The 13,624-nt window shown below is 71.8% G+C and carries 14 protein-coding genes; 2 read left to right on the top strand and 12 right to left on the bottom strand.

Annotation, left to right across the window (positions count from 1 at the left end):
- Positions 1 to 15 precede the first annotated feature (15 nt).
- From JJ691_RS49025 to JJ691_RS49005, 5 genes are all read right to left on the bottom strand, one after another.
- Entirely contained in the window at positions 16 to 399 is a 384-nt protein-coding gene (locus JJ691_RS49025) for a hypothetical protein (RefSeq protein WP_211766202.1), read from the bottom strand.
- On the bottom strand, positions 396 to 1,211 hold the full coding sequence (locus JJ691_RS49020; RefSeq protein WP_211766201.1) for a DUF692 domain-containing protein: 816 nt from the start codon (positions 1,209 to 1,211) through the stop codon (positions 396 to 398). Before JJ691_RS49020 ends, JJ691_RS49025 begins: the two co-directional genes overlap by 4 nt.
- Entirely contained in the window at positions 1,199 to 2,098 is a 900-nt protein-coding gene (locus tag JJ691_RS49015; RefSeq protein ID WP_211766200.1) for a TIGR04222 domain-containing membrane protein, read from the bottom strand. Before JJ691_RS49015 ends, JJ691_RS49020 begins: the two co-directional genes overlap by 13 nt.
- Positions 2,099 to 2,352: 254 nt before the next feature.
- Positions 2,353 to 2,784: a peptide-methionine (R)-S-oxide reductase MsrB gene (gene msrB / locus JJ691_RS49010; protein WP_211766199.1), complete on the bottom strand. Its 432-nt coding sequence runs from the start codon at positions 2,782 to 2,784 to the stop codon at positions 2,353 to 2,355.
- A 22-nt stretch (positions 2,785 to 2,806) separates the two neighbouring features.
- A complete protein-coding gene (locus tag JJ691_RS49005; protein ID WP_211766198.1) occupies positions 2,807 to 3,760 on the bottom strand; it encodes an asparaginase in 954 nt (317 codons plus the stop codon).
- A gap of 86 nt (positions 3,761 to 3,846) precedes the next feature.
- Between JJ691_RS49005 and JJ691_RS49000 the strand changes: the two genes are divergently transcribed.
- Positions 3,847 to 4,491, top strand: coding sequence for a GntR family transcriptional regulator (locus JJ691_RS49000; RefSeq protein ID WP_211766197.1), 645 nt, complete (start codon positions 3,847 to 3,849; stop codon positions 4,489 to 4,491).
- On the opposite strand, the gene JJ691_RS48995 is transcribed toward JJ691_RS49000, so the two are convergent.
- The 6 genes from JJ691_RS48995 to hemE form a co-directional block, all read right to left on the bottom strand.
- Entirely contained in the window at positions 4,478 to 5,128 is a 651-nt protein-coding gene (locus tag JJ691_RS48995; protein ID WP_211766196.1) for a DUF3159 domain-containing protein, read from the bottom strand. The two genes, JJ691_RS49000 and JJ691_RS48995, sit on opposite strands and share 14 nt — an antisense overlap.
- 112 nt (positions 5,129 to 5,240) lie before the next feature.
- On the bottom strand, positions 5,241 to 6,524 hold the full coding sequence (locus JJ691_RS48990) for a CoA transferase (protein WP_211766195.1): 1,284 nt from the start codon (positions 6,522 to 6,524) through the stop codon (positions 5,241 to 5,243).
- On the bottom strand, positions 6,524 to 8,224 hold the full coding sequence (locus JJ691_RS48985) for a patatin-like phospholipase family protein (RefSeq protein ID WP_211766194.1): 1,701 nt from the start codon (positions 8,222 to 8,224) through the stop codon (positions 6,524 to 6,526). The genes JJ691_RS48990 and JJ691_RS48985 overlap by 1 nt, the downstream gene beginning before the upstream one ends.
- A 112-nt stretch (positions 8,225 to 8,336) precedes the next feature.
- On the bottom strand, positions 8,337 to 9,032 hold the full coding sequence (hemQ, locus tag JJ691_RS48980; RefSeq protein WP_211766193.1) for a hydrogen peroxide-dependent heme synthase: 696 nt from the start codon (positions 9,030 to 9,032) through the stop codon (positions 8,337 to 8,339).
- Complete coding sequence (gene hemG, locus JJ691_RS48975) at positions 9,020 to 10,462, bottom strand: protoporphyrinogen oxidase (protein WP_211766192.1); 1,443 nt, start codon at positions 10,460 to 10,462, stop codon at positions 9,020 to 9,022. The genes hemQ and hemG overlap by 13 nt, the downstream gene beginning before the upstream one ends.
- Complete coding sequence (hemE, locus tag JJ691_RS48970) at positions 10,459 to 11,532, bottom strand: uroporphyrinogen decarboxylase (RefSeq protein WP_211766191.1); 1,074 nt, start codon at positions 11,530 to 11,532, stop codon at positions 10,459 to 10,461. Before hemE ends, hemG begins: the two co-directional genes overlap by 4 nt.
- A 136-nt stretch (positions 11,533 to 11,668) precedes the next feature.
- Here hemE and JJ691_RS48965 point away from each other — a divergent pair, with 136 nt between their 5' ends.
- A complete protein-coding gene (locus JJ691_RS48965; RefSeq protein ID WP_442912576.1) occupies positions 11,669 to 12,226 on the top strand; it encodes a DUF3000 domain-containing protein in 558 nt (185 codons plus the stop codon).
- A gap of 141 nt (positions 12,227 to 12,367) precedes the next feature.
- Here the strand turns inward: JJ691_RS48965 and JJ691_RS48960 are convergent, their stop codons facing one another.
- Positions 12,368 to 13,552 (bottom strand): dipeptidase, encoded by a 1,185-nt coding sequence (locus JJ691_RS48960; RefSeq protein WP_249227524.1) that lies wholly within the window; start codon positions 13,550 to 13,552, stop codon positions 12,368 to 12,370.
- Positions 13,553 to 13,624 lie beyond the last annotated feature (72 nt).

Below are 13,624 nucleotides of genomic sequence, written 5' to 3'. Positions count from 1 at the left end.
CACGGATCTATGCCCTCACATTATTCGATCCCGGCGCCCGGTCAATCGCCACCACGGGCGACGCGACGGCGTGAGGTGTCCCTGTGCCACCAACCAAAGCCCGAACTGCTCGGCGTCCTGCCGCGCCCGCAGGCCGACGGTCTTCGGATGGCCGGCGGCGTACTCGGCGAACAGCACACCGAACCGGTCGCCGAGCTCGGCGGCGAGATCCGGCCGCAGATGCCAGGTGACGCGGCTGCGCTTGGACAGCAAGGCATGCGCCTGCGCACGGATCCGGTTGTCGTCGAAGCCGTCGGGCGCGGGCGCGCCGGCCAGCAGGGCCCGCAACAACGAGGCCTGCTGGGCGGCGAGCCGGTCGCGGCTCACTGCGCTGAATGATTCGCTCGCAAGCTTGCTCATGCCAGCACGGCGCGGACGGCCGCGAGCTCGGCGGCGAGCTCCTCGTCGGAGGGGTAGTCGTCGTCCCGTTCGAGCAGCACACCGGGCGGGTCGACGCGGGCGCAGAGGTCTCCGAGCAGGTCGAGCACGGCGTCGGGCATCGCGTGGGCGTGGGTGTCGTGGTAGAGGCCGTCGCGTTCGACGCCGCCGGCGACATGCACGTAAGCCAGGCGCTCCAAGGGAAGCGTGGCCAGGAACGCGGCGGGATCGGTGCCGATGTTCCGCGCGTTGGCGTGGAGATTGGCGACGTCCACGAGCAGCCGGCAGTCGGTGCGCTCGACCAGCTCGGCCAGGAACTGGCCCTCGGTCAGCTCCGCGCCGGGCCAGTCGATCAGCGCCGCCACGTTCTCCAGCGCCAGCGGCACCGGCAGTTCCTGTTGCGCCTCAAGAACATTGGCCACGAGCACGTCGAGGGCCTCCCACGTCCGCGGCAACGGCATCAGGTGCCCGGCATCGAGGCCGCCGGCCCGCACGAAGCAGACGTGATCGCTGACCAGCGGCGCGTCCAACGCCTGCCCGACGGCGGCCAGGTGCGCGACCCGGGCCATGTCCAGCGGCTCGGCCCCACCGAGCGACAGGGACACGGCGTGCGGTAGCACCGGCACGCCGCGTTCCCTGAGCAGCCGCAACGACTCCGGCAGGTCACCGGGGGCGATGTTCTCGGCGACGACCTCGACGAAGTCCACATCGGACAGTCGCTCGACGGTCAGGTCGATCTCCGGCCGCCACCCGATGCCGACCCCGAGTCGCGGGGACGAGGTCACCCGCCGCATCCGCCACCTCCCCCACCGCCGCCACAGCCACCGCCTCCACCGCCACCACAGCCGCCCCCGCCTCCACCGCCGCAGCCGCCTCCTCCGAAGAAGAAGCCGCCAGCAGCCGCCCCGGTCCCGGTGCCGGTACGGCTCGGCCGGCGGCGAGGTGCCGAGGACCGTTGCAGCGCGACGGCGATCCGGGGGTCCGGGTACTTGTGCACGCCGCGGAGGGCGACGGCGGTGGCGGCGTCGATCACCGGCGCGCGCCGGAACTCCCGCAGGGCCCGGTCTCCGGCGAAGGTGCGCAGGTGCCGGCCGCGCCGGAAGTTCAGCATGGCGATAACGAGCACGACCGTCCCCACCAGCGACACGGTCAGCAGGCCGATGGCCCGGCCAAGGAGGAAGCCGTTGCCCCACCGGACGACCCCGATCAGCAGCACGAGCAGCACCGGCAGGGTCGAGCCGAAGCGGAACCGCGCGGCGATGTGCGGCCGCACGATCAGGCCCAGCTCGGCCAGGTCGTGGCCGGCGTTCGCCAGCGCGGGCCGGGTCCGCAGGTAGCCGGTGATGTCGACGAGCGAGTGGCTGGTCGTCACCCGCGCCAGGACCTGGGCGCCGACCGCGCTGGGCCGTGCGGCGGCCCCGGTGGCGCGCAGCAGGCCGCTGCTCTCGATCCGCAGCGCGCCGGCCGCCAGCAGTTCGGCGACGGCGGTCTCGACCGCCCGCTGCGGGCCGGCGGCGAGAAAGCCGATCTCCACCGCTGTCGGCCGGAGGAAATGATGTGCGCCGGCCGACAATTTCGGCAGAAATCGGATCACGACGGCCAGCGCGACCGCGCAGCCGAGACCGATTAAATACCATTCCAGGAACTGCTCACCGGTCAGTCCCCAAGGCTGTTCGCCCATTCCCCACCCCCGTACCCCGACCATGGTCGAGACGCACCGGACATGCGTAGTGCACCGAGGTCACCGGGCGCCGCGGCCGACCCCCAGCCAGCCGCGGAGCCCGGCGACACCCCCGGTCCCGCCGACTCCTCCCCAGGTGTCGGCGGCGTTGACGTCGTCGCCCCTCCGCCTTTTCACGGCATCGGGTGCGCATCATGGTGGGCGCGCGTAAAAGCGCGGACAAGGCCTCTTGAGGAAGGCTTAGGGTCGGTCGGTCAGGCTTCGTCCGTCTGGGGGACGAGGCGAAGAGAAATGCTGTTGATGCAATACCTCTGGTCGGTCGGGGTGGCGTAGCCCTCGCCCTCGAACACGTGCCCGAGGTGGCTGTGGCAGGTGGCGCAGATGACCTCGACGCGCACCATGCCCAGGGTCCGGTCCTCGCGCAGGATAACGCGGTCGCCGGCCAGCGGCGAGAAGAACGACGGCCAGCCGCAGTGCGAGTCGAACTTGGTGTCGCTGCGGAACAGCTCGGTCCCGCAGGCGCGGCACTCGTAGACGCCGGTGGTCTTGGTGTCGGTGTACTCGCCGACCCACGGCCGCTCGGTGCCGGCCTCGCGCAGAACGGCGTACTCCTGCGGGGTCAGCTCGGCCCGCCATTCCTGCTCGGACTTGACGACCTTGGGGGTGGCTCCGACGACTGGTTCCATGCCTAAGAGTTTATGGATCCGGTCAGGCCGAAACCATTACGAAAGCGGGACGTAGCTCACCCACACGCACGCCGTGCCCGAGCACGGGGACATCGGCCACCGCGGCGACCGCGGCGACGTCCACGCCCAGCCGGCGCAGCGCGGCGACCAGCACCACCGGCCGGGCCCGGCTCGACCCGTCGGCGATCTTGACGGCGACCGCCGAGCCGTCCGGCAGGCCGATGCCGTAGACGCCCTCGGCGCCGTCCTTGGCGACCGCGCCGGGCAGGCCGCGCATCAGCTCGGTGACGTCACGGCCGGTGCCGCCGACCCACTCGGGGTGCTGGCTCATCGCGCGGGCGACGCGATGCTCGGGAGTGCCAGCAGGGGCGGCGGCAAGCCGGCCGAACGCGCGGGCCAGGCCGCTCAGCGAGATCGCGAACAGCGGGGCCCCGCAGCCGTCGACGCCGGTGGCGCCCACGGGCTCGCCGGCCAAGTCCTCCAGGGCGGCGCGGGCGGCCAACTGGAGGGGGTGGTCGGCATCCAGGTAGTTCTCCGTCGGCCAGCCGTTGGCGACGCAGGTCGCGAGCATCGCCGCGTGCTTGCCGGAGCAGTTCATGTAGATCGGGGCCTTGCCGCCGCCGGCGGCGAGCACGTCGTGCTGGGCCTGCTCACCCAGCGGCAGGTCGGCGGTGCACTGCAGGTCGTGCTCGGTGAGGCCGGCGCCGGCCAGGATGCGGCGCACGCCGTCGATGTGGAACGGCTCGCCGGAGTGGCTGGCGCAGGCCAGGGCCAGCAGCTCACCGTCGAGGTCGAGACCGGCGCGCACCATGGCCAGCGCCTGGAACGGCTTGTTGGACGAGCGCGGGAAGGTCAGGTCGTCGGGCTGCCCGACGCCGAACACCTGCTTGCCGTCGCTGTTGACCGCGACGACCGAGCCGTGGTGCACCGATTCGAGGAAGTCACCCCGCCACACCTCCGCGACGAGCTCGTGCATACCGGCCTCCTCAACTCGACAGCAACTGACAACTGTCGACAGTTAACAACTTGCTCGTGGGCGTTGTAAAGGCGGATGTTCATCACATGAGCGTCGAGCTGCCCGTGCACACCAGCTTGGCCGGCCAAACCGTGACGCTGCTGCGCGAGCTGGTGCTGACCGGCGAGATCGCCGCCGGGGAGCGGGTCAACGAGGTCGGCCTGGCCCAGCGGCTCGGCATCAGCCGCGGCCCGCTGCGGGAAGCCATCCGGCACCTGGCCAGTGAGGGTCTGCTGGTTCTCACGCCCAACCGCGGCGCGCACGTCCCCGTCACCGACGACACCGGCGTGCACGCCCTGTTCGAGCTCCGCTCCGCCCTGGAGTGCGCCGCCGCCCGGCTGGCCGCCGAGCGTCGCACCGACGCCGACCTGACGCGGATGCGGGAGGTCAGCGCCGCGTCCCGGGCCGCCTTCACCACCGGCGAGTTCCCGTACCGGCTCGATCTCGCCTTCCACAAGGCGCTGCTCGACGCCGCCCGCAGCCCCCTGGTCGCCGAGCAGGTCCGTCTCGCCCAGCAGCGGGTGATCCTGCTGCGCGCGGCCAAGGAGGTCGCCTTCTCCCACGAGCGGGCCTCCATGGACGACCACGACACCCTCATCGAGGCCCTCACCGACCACGACGGCGACCGCGCCGCCCAGGTCATGGCCACCCATCTGGACCGCGTCCGCGACCAGCTGCTCACCGGTCGGTAGCCGCGGTTTCTCCTTGCCCCGAAGGTGTTTCGCACCGGTGCGGGCCGACCGCGCGGCGATAGACGCGCCAGCCGATCAGCATGCCGAGCGCCTGCACGAAAGGTCCGAGCACGTCCACCGTGCCCAGGGCGACGGTCTGGCCGGACAGGAACAGCGAGAGCCGGATCGTCAGCAGCACCAGGCTCAACCCGTATGCGGCCAGGGTGCCCAGGGTGAACGCCCGGCGGCGCACCGCGCACCGGCGCCACCCGGTGCCCTCGCCGGTGACCATCGCCATCACCAGGCCCAGCAGCGGCCAGCCGAGCAGCAACAGCACCGGCGTCACCACGGCCATCAGGCTTTCCACCGTGAGGCCGGGCAGATAGAAGTTGACAGCCTGGTCGGTGCCGGCGGCCAGCGCCCCCGCGACGCCGACCACGCCGATGACCGTCAGGGCCCGCCATACGGATTCGCGGCGCGCCAGCCGATAGGCCGCGACCCCGATGCCTACGGCCAGCGCGATCGGCAGCGCGATGCCGATCCGGTGCGTGAGGGCGAAACTCACGGTGTAGCCGAAGGCCGGCGTCACGTCGATCACCAGGCCGCGCAGCCGATCACGAGCAGCGCTCAGAACAACCTCGGCGTCCTCGGCCGCCATGCCGCTCCCATCAGGTTCGTCAGTCTCGTCCGGTGCCACGGTCCACCGAACCGAACCGCGCTGACCTTCCCTGGACAGGAAGCTGACAATCGCCTGACAAGAGTTGCCGCGGTCACCACCAGGCGGCTGGATCGCCCCCAGGCGTCCGTGGGCCGTGCGACCAGTATGGCGGCGCGGCGCTGAGCGTGCCCGGCACCTTGACGTGGGTGAACTCGCCGGTGGTGGTCAGCAGGTCCGACACCTCGGGCTCGCTGCCCGGAATCGCGGTGCGGCCCAACGAATCCAGCCACAACCCCGTCCGAGCCAACGACACCGAGACCCGCCACGAGCCGCCATCGACCGCCCGCCGCCGCAACGCCGTGATCACGCCCCAGGCCGCCAACCAGCCCGAGCCGTGGTCGAGGGCTTGGGCCGGCAGCGATCGCGGGGTGCCGTTGTCGTCGGCGATGCCGGACACCATCTGCACCAGGCTGTCGAAGCCGCGCCGGCCACCCCACGGACCGGTCGTCCCGTACGCCGACACGTCCACGGCGATGATCCCGGGACGGAGGGCGGCCAGTTCCTCCGGCCCGAAACCGTGACGGGCCAAGGCACCGTGCCGGTAGGACTGCACGAACACATCGGCCTCGGCGACCAACTCCCGCAGCCGCCGGCGGTCCTCGGCAATCCGAAGGTCCAGCCAGCACGAGCGTTTGCCGAACGAAGTGTCCCGCAGCGTCGCCGCCATCACCGGGCGGTGCGCGGCGGCGACGTGCAGGACGTCAGCCCCGTGTGCGGCCAGGGTTCGACCGCACACGGGACCGGCGATGACGTGGGTCAGGTCGAGGACCCGGACGCCCGACAGGGGGCGAGCGGCAGACGGCAGCACAACCGTTGGCGCGTCGGCAAAGCGTTCCAACTGAACGACGGGCAGCCGCTCCAGCAACCGAGCCTGGGGATGAGCGAGCCACTGCTCCCGGGCCCGCAACGCGCCGGCGGCCCCACCGCCTTGCTGCACAAGGCTTTCCACATCGACGGCGGCCAACGAGCGGATCCGTTCGGCCACGGATTCGCGAGAATCCAAGGCCCCCAAGGCATCCACGGCGGCCCGTCGCAGGTGCGGATAGTTGCACTGGAGACGGACCCAGCCGTCGGCGGCCTCGTAGTCGCCGGACAGCGGCGACATGTCGCCGGAAACCAGGCCGTTGACCCGCAGGTGCCGCTCGCTGCGAAAGGCGACGGCCGCCGCCCGGACGTCCACGGCGACGGCACTGTCCACACCGGACCGTTCCCGCAGCAGCCCGGCGGCGGCCAAGGTGGTGGCGCCGACGCAGGTCGCCGCCAACTCCCCCACCTTGAACCGGCCGGGCAGCACGGGATCGGACCCGGTGACGGTCACCCCCGTGAGGTCGAGCATCAGATGTCGGGGGTGATCCGCATGGCCACCGAGGGCTTCGGGTCGGAGCCGTCGACGAAGGTCCCGCCGCTGACCAGCCAGCCCTCGGCGCCGTCGAGCAGCTTGCTGGTGGCCTCGGCGGCCTCGGCGCACCAGGCGGCGCCGTGGCCGTTGGTGGCCTCGGCGCCGGGGGCGCCGGCGGCGAGCCAGTCGCGGTACGCGGGCAGGTACGCCTCACGCATGCTGATGTGGCCGTCGTCGGGGGCCACGAGGTTGCGCTGGAGCATGCGCATGGCGATGGTGTAGCGCTCGACCCAGTGCTTGGGGAAGTCGAACGCCAGCAAGGCCTGCCCGGCGGCCGCGCCCTTGTCGTCGATGCGCTTGATGGTGTCGGGCGGCATGGTCAGGTTGAAGCCGCCCTCGCCGTCGGTCAGCTTGATCTGCTGAATCCGGTCGCTGAACCCGGGCAGTCGAGCCTGCATGGTGTCGTGCCAGTTCAGCCCGGCCGACAGGATCGCCCCGAGATAGCCCAGCAGCCCGGGCCGGTCGTCCTCGCGGGTCGGGTCCACGGGCGGCTGGTCGCCGGCTGAGGACGGCACCTTGGGCCCGAAGTACAGGCCGAACGTGGGCCGGGTGGGCAGCCACGAGTCGAAGAACTGGATCGGGAAGTTGCTGGAGATGCCGCCGTCGGCGAACCAGTGACGGGCCACCGTCGAGCCGTCGACCGTCCACAGTGGAACGGCGGACAGCAGCACCGGGAAGGTCAGGCTGATCCGGGTGGCCACCAACACCGGCAGGTCGTCGCTGGGCAGCGTGCGCAGCTCGCCGGCCCCGGGATAGACCACCGGGCTGATCCGGCCCAGGTGGTCGAGGATCGCGGCCGGGAACAGCCGCCGCCACTCGTCCAGGCTGAACAGGTAGTGCACGTCGGAGTAGGCGGCGTTGGGCAGCCGCACCGGCCGCCCGCCGGTGACGTCGGTGGTCATCAGCTGCAGGTTGATGCCCTTGGCCTTCAGGTCGGCGAAGGTCAGCGGGTCGGCGACGTCCTTGCCGGCGACGATCTGGATCTGCCGATGCAGCCAGTCGGCCAGCGCCTCAGGGTCGCGCGGGCGCTGCTGGTGCCCGACGCACATGCCGTAGTAGTTGTCGGGCAGGCCGCGCACCAGCCGCACCACCGACCACGCCAGCGCCAGGGTCAGCCCCAGCGCGCCGGTGATCAGCATGCCCACCACGAACACGATCCAGCCCTCGACGCCGATGCCGCCCAGGGTGCCGCCGGCGCTGGACACCAGCAGCCAGCCGAGCCCGAACGCCACGGCGATCGACAGCAGCCACGGCAGGAACAGCCACCGCAGCAGACCCCACAGGTAGGTGATGGCCTTCGCGCCGGCAGTGCGCTTGGCCTGGGCCGCGAGCAGGATCCGGAACACCGGCTCGGCCTGCTTGCTCGGCCGGAACTGCTCGACGATCAGGCCGGGCTGCCGCAACTGCTCGCGCAACGACTCCAGCCGCTCGAAGCCGCCGCTGTCGCGGGCGTACTCGGCGGCGGCGGTCACCGCGGCCGCCATCGCGCCGGCCGAGGCCCCGCCGATGGAGCGGAACCGGAACTGCTTGTACAACTCGAGCACCGCCGCCGGATAGGCGACTCCGCTGGTGATTCCACCCTGCATCACCAGGTCGCACTCGGTCGGATGCGCCGGGATCCCCCCGGGATTGGTCATGACCGACACCTCGCTAAGCCGTTCGCACCAAGGCTAGTGATCTTGCGCGTCGGACAGAAGAGGGGCCGGCGAGGTGGCTGGATACCGGAGCCGGCGTCCAGCCACCCATCCGTCACGGAAGACTGGCCACGAGCTCGGCGGCCGGGACCCGGGTGCCGGTGTAGAACGGGATCTCCACGCGCACGTGCCGGCGGGCCTCGGTGTCGCGCAGGTGGCGCATCAGATCGACGATCCGGTGCAGGTCATCGGCCTCGAAGGCGAGGATCCACTCGTAGTCGCCCAGCGCGAACGAGGCGACGGTGTTGGCCCGGACGTCGGTGTAGTCGCGGGCCTGCTTGCCGTGGTCGGCCAGCATGCGGCGACGGTCCTCGTCCGGCAGCAGGTACCACTCGTAGGACCGCACGAAGGGGTACACGCTGAGGTACTTCTTGGGCTCCTCGCCGGCCAGGAACGCCGGGATGTGGCTCTTGTTGAACTCGGCCGGCCGGTGCAGCGCGACCTGGCTCCACACCGGCGTCGACGCCCGGCCGACGGCGGTGGTGCGGCGGAAGTTCGCGTAGGCGGCCTGCACCTGCTCGATCTCCTCGGCGTGCCACCAGATCATGTAGTCGGCGTCGGCGCGCAGGCCGGAGACGTCGTACACGCCCCGCACCACGACGCCCTTGCTCTCCAGCGAGTCCAGGTACTCCTGGGCCTCGGCGCCCGCCGGCCCGCGGTCCTCGGCGAGCCGTCCGGGTTCGGCGCGGAACACCGACCACATGGTGTAGCGGATGGTGTCGTTCAACTCGTTGTAGTTCAAGCGGGCCATGAACCCATAGTCCCACCGGAGCCGCGGTGCCTGCCCAGGAGGTGGGCAGCGACACGGGCGGCGGCGGCCTGCGAGGTGGCGATGCACGCCGGCACGCCCACGCCGTGCAGGGTCGCGCCGGCCACGGCCAGGCCCGGCAGGTCGGCCACGGCGGTCTCGATCGCGTTGACCCGGTCCAGGTGCCCGACCCCGTACTGCGGCAGCCCACCGCCCCAGCGCGTGACCACGGAGTCGATCGGCGCGACGGTGACACCGGTGAGCTCGGCCAGGTCGGCCCGCACGCCGCGGACCAGGTCCTCGTCGTCGGCCTGGAGCGCGGCGGCCTCGCCGGCCTTGCCGACCGAGCCCCGGATGACCAGGGTGTCCTGGCCGTCCAGGTGCGCCCACTTGCGGCTGGAGTACGTGAAGGCCTTGGCGGTGAACTTCGAGCCGTCGGCCCACTGGTCGTCGCCGGCGATGAGCACGCCGGAGTTCTGCGGCAGCGCCACGTCGGCCGGCAGCACGAGCGAGACGACGGCCATCGACGCCAGCTCGACGCCGCCGAACGCGACCGAGGCCACCGGGGCGACGCCGGCCAGCAGCTTGGCGGCGGCCGGTGCGGGCACGGCCAGCACCACGCCGTCGACGTCGAGCGCGTGCTCGCCGAACTCCACGGTCCAGCCGGCCTCGCGGCGGCGCAGCCGGCGGACCGGCCGCCCGAACTCGATGGTGGCGTCGGCGAGCTTGGCCAGCCGGTCGGTCAGCGAGCCGAGGCCGTCCCGCAGGGTGCCGAACACCGGCGGCCGCTTGGCCCCCTGCTGCGGCGGCGCGGTCACCAGCGAGGCCGCGGCGGAGATCAGTGAGCCCGCGCCGCGGTCCAGGGCGCCGGCCAGCGGGGCCATGGTGGCGCGCAGGCTCAGGCCGTCGGCGTGCCCGGCGTAGACGCCGCCGAGCAGCGGATCCACCAGGCGGTTGGTGACCTCGGGGCCGAACCGCTCGCGCAGCAGCTTGCCGACCGAGACGTCCTCGCCGTCCAGGTGGATCGGCGGCAGGGCCGGCTCGTGGGCCACCCGCGCCACCGCGTCGTCGGACAGCACGCCACGCACGGCGTCGGCCGAGGCCGGCACGCCCTGGAAGGTGTGCCCGGGCAGCGGGTTGATCCGCCCGCCGGCCCGCACGGTCGCCCGCGCCTCGGTGGGGTGCACCAGGTCGTCGCCGAGGCCGATCTCGTTGATCAGCTCGGTGGCCTCGCCGCGGCGGGCCAGGAAGGCCTCCGCGCCGACGTCGTAGGACCGGCCGCCCAGCTCCACGGTGCGGAGCTTGCCGCCGACGCGGTCCGTCTGCTCGATGACGGTGATGGTGGCCAGCGGCCCGAGCAGCTTGCGCAGCCGGTAGGCGGCGGCGAGGCCGGACACACCGCCCCCGACGACGGCGACATGGGGCTCGGTCATGACAGCGAATGCACCAGTTCTGTCACTCGGGTGACGACCTCGGGATCGGTCTCCGGCAGCACGCCGTGGCCGAGGTTGAAGATGTGCCCGCCGGCCGCCTTGCCCTCGGCGGCGATCCGGCGCACCTCCTTCTCCAGCACCGGCCAGTCCGCGAACAGCAGCGCCGGGTCCAGGTTGCCCTGCACGACCGGGGCCGGACCGTCGGGCTGGGCGGCGGTCAGCCGTCGCACGGCCTCGTCCAGCGGGATCCGCCAGTCCACGCCGACCACGTCGGCCCCGGCGTCGCGCATGGCCACCAGCAGCTCGCCGGTGCCGACGCCGAAGTGGATCCGCGGCACGCCGGCGTCGCGCAGGCTGTCGAAGACCCGGGTGGAGTGCGGCAGCACGTATTCGCGGTAGTCGCGCTCGGACAGCGCGCCCGCCCACGAGTCGAACAGCTGCACGGCGTCCACGCCGGCCTCGACCTGCACCCGCAGGAACTCCTGGGTGATGCCGGCCAGCTTGCCCAGCAGCGCGTGCCACACGTCCGGCGCGCTGTGCATCAGGGCCTTGGTGCGCTCGTGGTTCTTGCTGGGCCCGCCTTCGATCATGTACGAGGCGAGCGTGAACGGCGCCCCGGCGAAGCCGATCAGCGGCGTCGAGCCGAGCGAGGCGGTCAGCAGCCTGATCGTCTCGGCCACCGGGGCCACCTGCTCGGCGGCCAGCTCGGGCAGCGCGTCCACGTCGGCCTTGGCGCGCACCGGGTTGGCCACCACCGGGCCGACGCCGCCGACGATCTCCACGCCGACGCCGGCCGCGTACAGCGGGACGACGATGTCGCTGAACAGGATGGCCGCGTCCACGCCGTGCCGGCGCACCGGCTGCATGGTGATCTCGCAGGCCAGGTCGGGAGTCAGGCACGACTCGAGCATCGCGATGCCCTCGCGCGCCTTCCGGTACTCCGGCAGGGACCGACCGGCCTGCCGCATGAACCAGACGGGGGTCCGCGACGGCATGCCGCCCCGGGCCGCGACCAGCAGGGGAGCGTCTGAGAGGTCGCGGCGGGCCGAGACCGGAGCAGTGTTCGTCATGGCCGTTCCATCGTGCCACGCGGCCGGATTGCTTTGTCACGGAGTCGTCTCGCGCGTGCGGAACGCGTGCGGAATCCGTCGTGTCGTGCGGGACTTCGGCGCGCGATTGCCCGTAAGGTCACTGGATGTGACCGGGATGTCGGAGGAGCCAGCGCTGTTCCGGCAGGCAGTGGAAGCGCTCAGGTCGGTGCGTCCTCGACCGGAGGTCGAACTGGCCGAGGTCCGTGCGCCACAGCGGCTGGCGCCGTGGTCGTTCGCCTTCAGCGCGGAAGCCAGCGGGCCTGCCGACGAGATAGCCACCGGGAAGTTGGTGCTGCTGCACGACCCGGCGGCCGAGGACGCCTGGGGCGGGGTGCTGCGGGTGGTCGCGTTCATCCGGGCCGAGCTGGACGCCGAGCTGGCGTCGGATCCGCTGCTGCCGGCGGTGGCCTGGTCCTGGCTGACCGACGCGCTGGAGGGCTCGGCGGCCAAGTGGACGGCGCTGGGCGGCACCGTCACCCAGAACTCGTCGGCCCGCTTCGGCGACATCTCCGGCCCGGCCCGCACCGACGACCTGGAGCTGCGCGCCTCGTGGACGGCGACCGACGCGGAGCTGACCGCGCACGGCGAGGCCTTCTGCGAGCTGCTGTCCAGCACGGTCGGCCTGCCGCCGGTCGGGGTCACGCTCTTCAGCCAGCGCCAGTCCAGCCTCTGACCCCCATTTTTCCGCTGGGAAGGGGGCTTTCCTTGCGTTGAACGCAGGGAAAGCCCCCTTCCCAGCATGGGTTGTGGCGTGCACGTGCAGCGCCCATAGGCCGTCAGGGCCCCGTGGCGCGCTGAATTTGCCCGTTTGCCATCACACGATCGGGTGAAGTTTGCGGCTGAACTGTTCAGCCGCCCGGAGCACACGCAGCGTGTTCGCGCCGGCGAGCTTCGTGCACTCCTGCTCGCTCCAGCCACGCTCCAGCAACTCCGTGAACAGGCGCGGATAACAGGAGACGTCCGCCAGGCCTTCGGGCAGCTCGGGCACGCCGTCGTAGTCGCCACACAGCCCGATGTGGTCGATGCCGGCGACCTCGCGGGCGTGCTCCAGATGCGCGACCACGTCGTCCACCGTGACCTTCGGCCGCGGCCCGCCGCCGGTCCAGCCCTCGGCGAACTTGCCGCGTTCGGCCAGGTCGTTGTGGTCGGCGCCGGCCGCCGTCATGGCCTCGCGGAGCTTCGCGTCCCACTCGGCGTAGGGCTGCGACACGAACCTCGGCACGAATGTGACCATGCACACACCACCCTTGGCCGCCATCTCGGCCAGCACGTCGTCGGGAACGTTGCGGGGGTGGTCGGCGACCGCGCGGCAGGAGGAGTGGCTGAAGATGACCGGCGCCTCGCTGACCGCCAGCGCGTCGCGCATGGTCGACGGCGCGACGTGCGACAGGTCGACCAGCATGCCCAGCCGGTTCATCTCGCGCACCACGTCACGGCCGAAGTCGGTGAGCCCGTCGTGGGCGGGTTCGTCGGTCGCCGAATCGGCCCAGTCGGTGTTGTTGTTGTGCGTCAGCGTCATATAGCGGACACCCAGTCGGTGCAGCGCCCGCAGCGCGCCGAGCGAGTTGTTGATGCTGTGGCCGCCCTCGGCGCCGAGCAGCGAGGCGATCCGGCCGGCGGCGAAGGCGGCTTCCGCGTCGTCAACCGTCAGCGCCAGCTGAAGATGCTCCGGATAGCGGTTGACCAGCTCATACACGACTTCGATCTGCTCCAGCGTGGCCGTGACCGCGCTGTGACCGGCGAGCCGACAGGGCACGTACACCGACCAGAACTGCATGGTCAGCGCCCCTTCGCGGAGCCGGACCAGGTCGGTGTGCAGATCCGTGCGCCGAACCGTCAGGTCGGCCTGGGCCCAGTCGGCCGACCAGCCCCTTCCACCGGCCAGTTCGCGCAGCGCCCACGGCAGGTCGTTGTGGCCATCCGCCAGTTGGACCCGCCGCAGTAGGGCGTTTGCACGTGCAGCAGCACGGCCATCTGCGCGTTCCGAGCCGATCGTCACGACCGCAACTCCTTCATGTCGTTATGAAGCGTTCTCGCGTTAGCCATCTCGCCAGGAGTCCCTCGATCGTGC

This window comes from Kutzneria sp. CA-103260, from assembly GCF_018263855.1.
GTDB lineage: Bacteria > Actinomycetota > Actinomycetes > Mycobacteriales > Pseudonocardiaceae > Kutzneria.
This window is presented reverse-complemented; position numbering and strand designations above follow the sequence as displayed.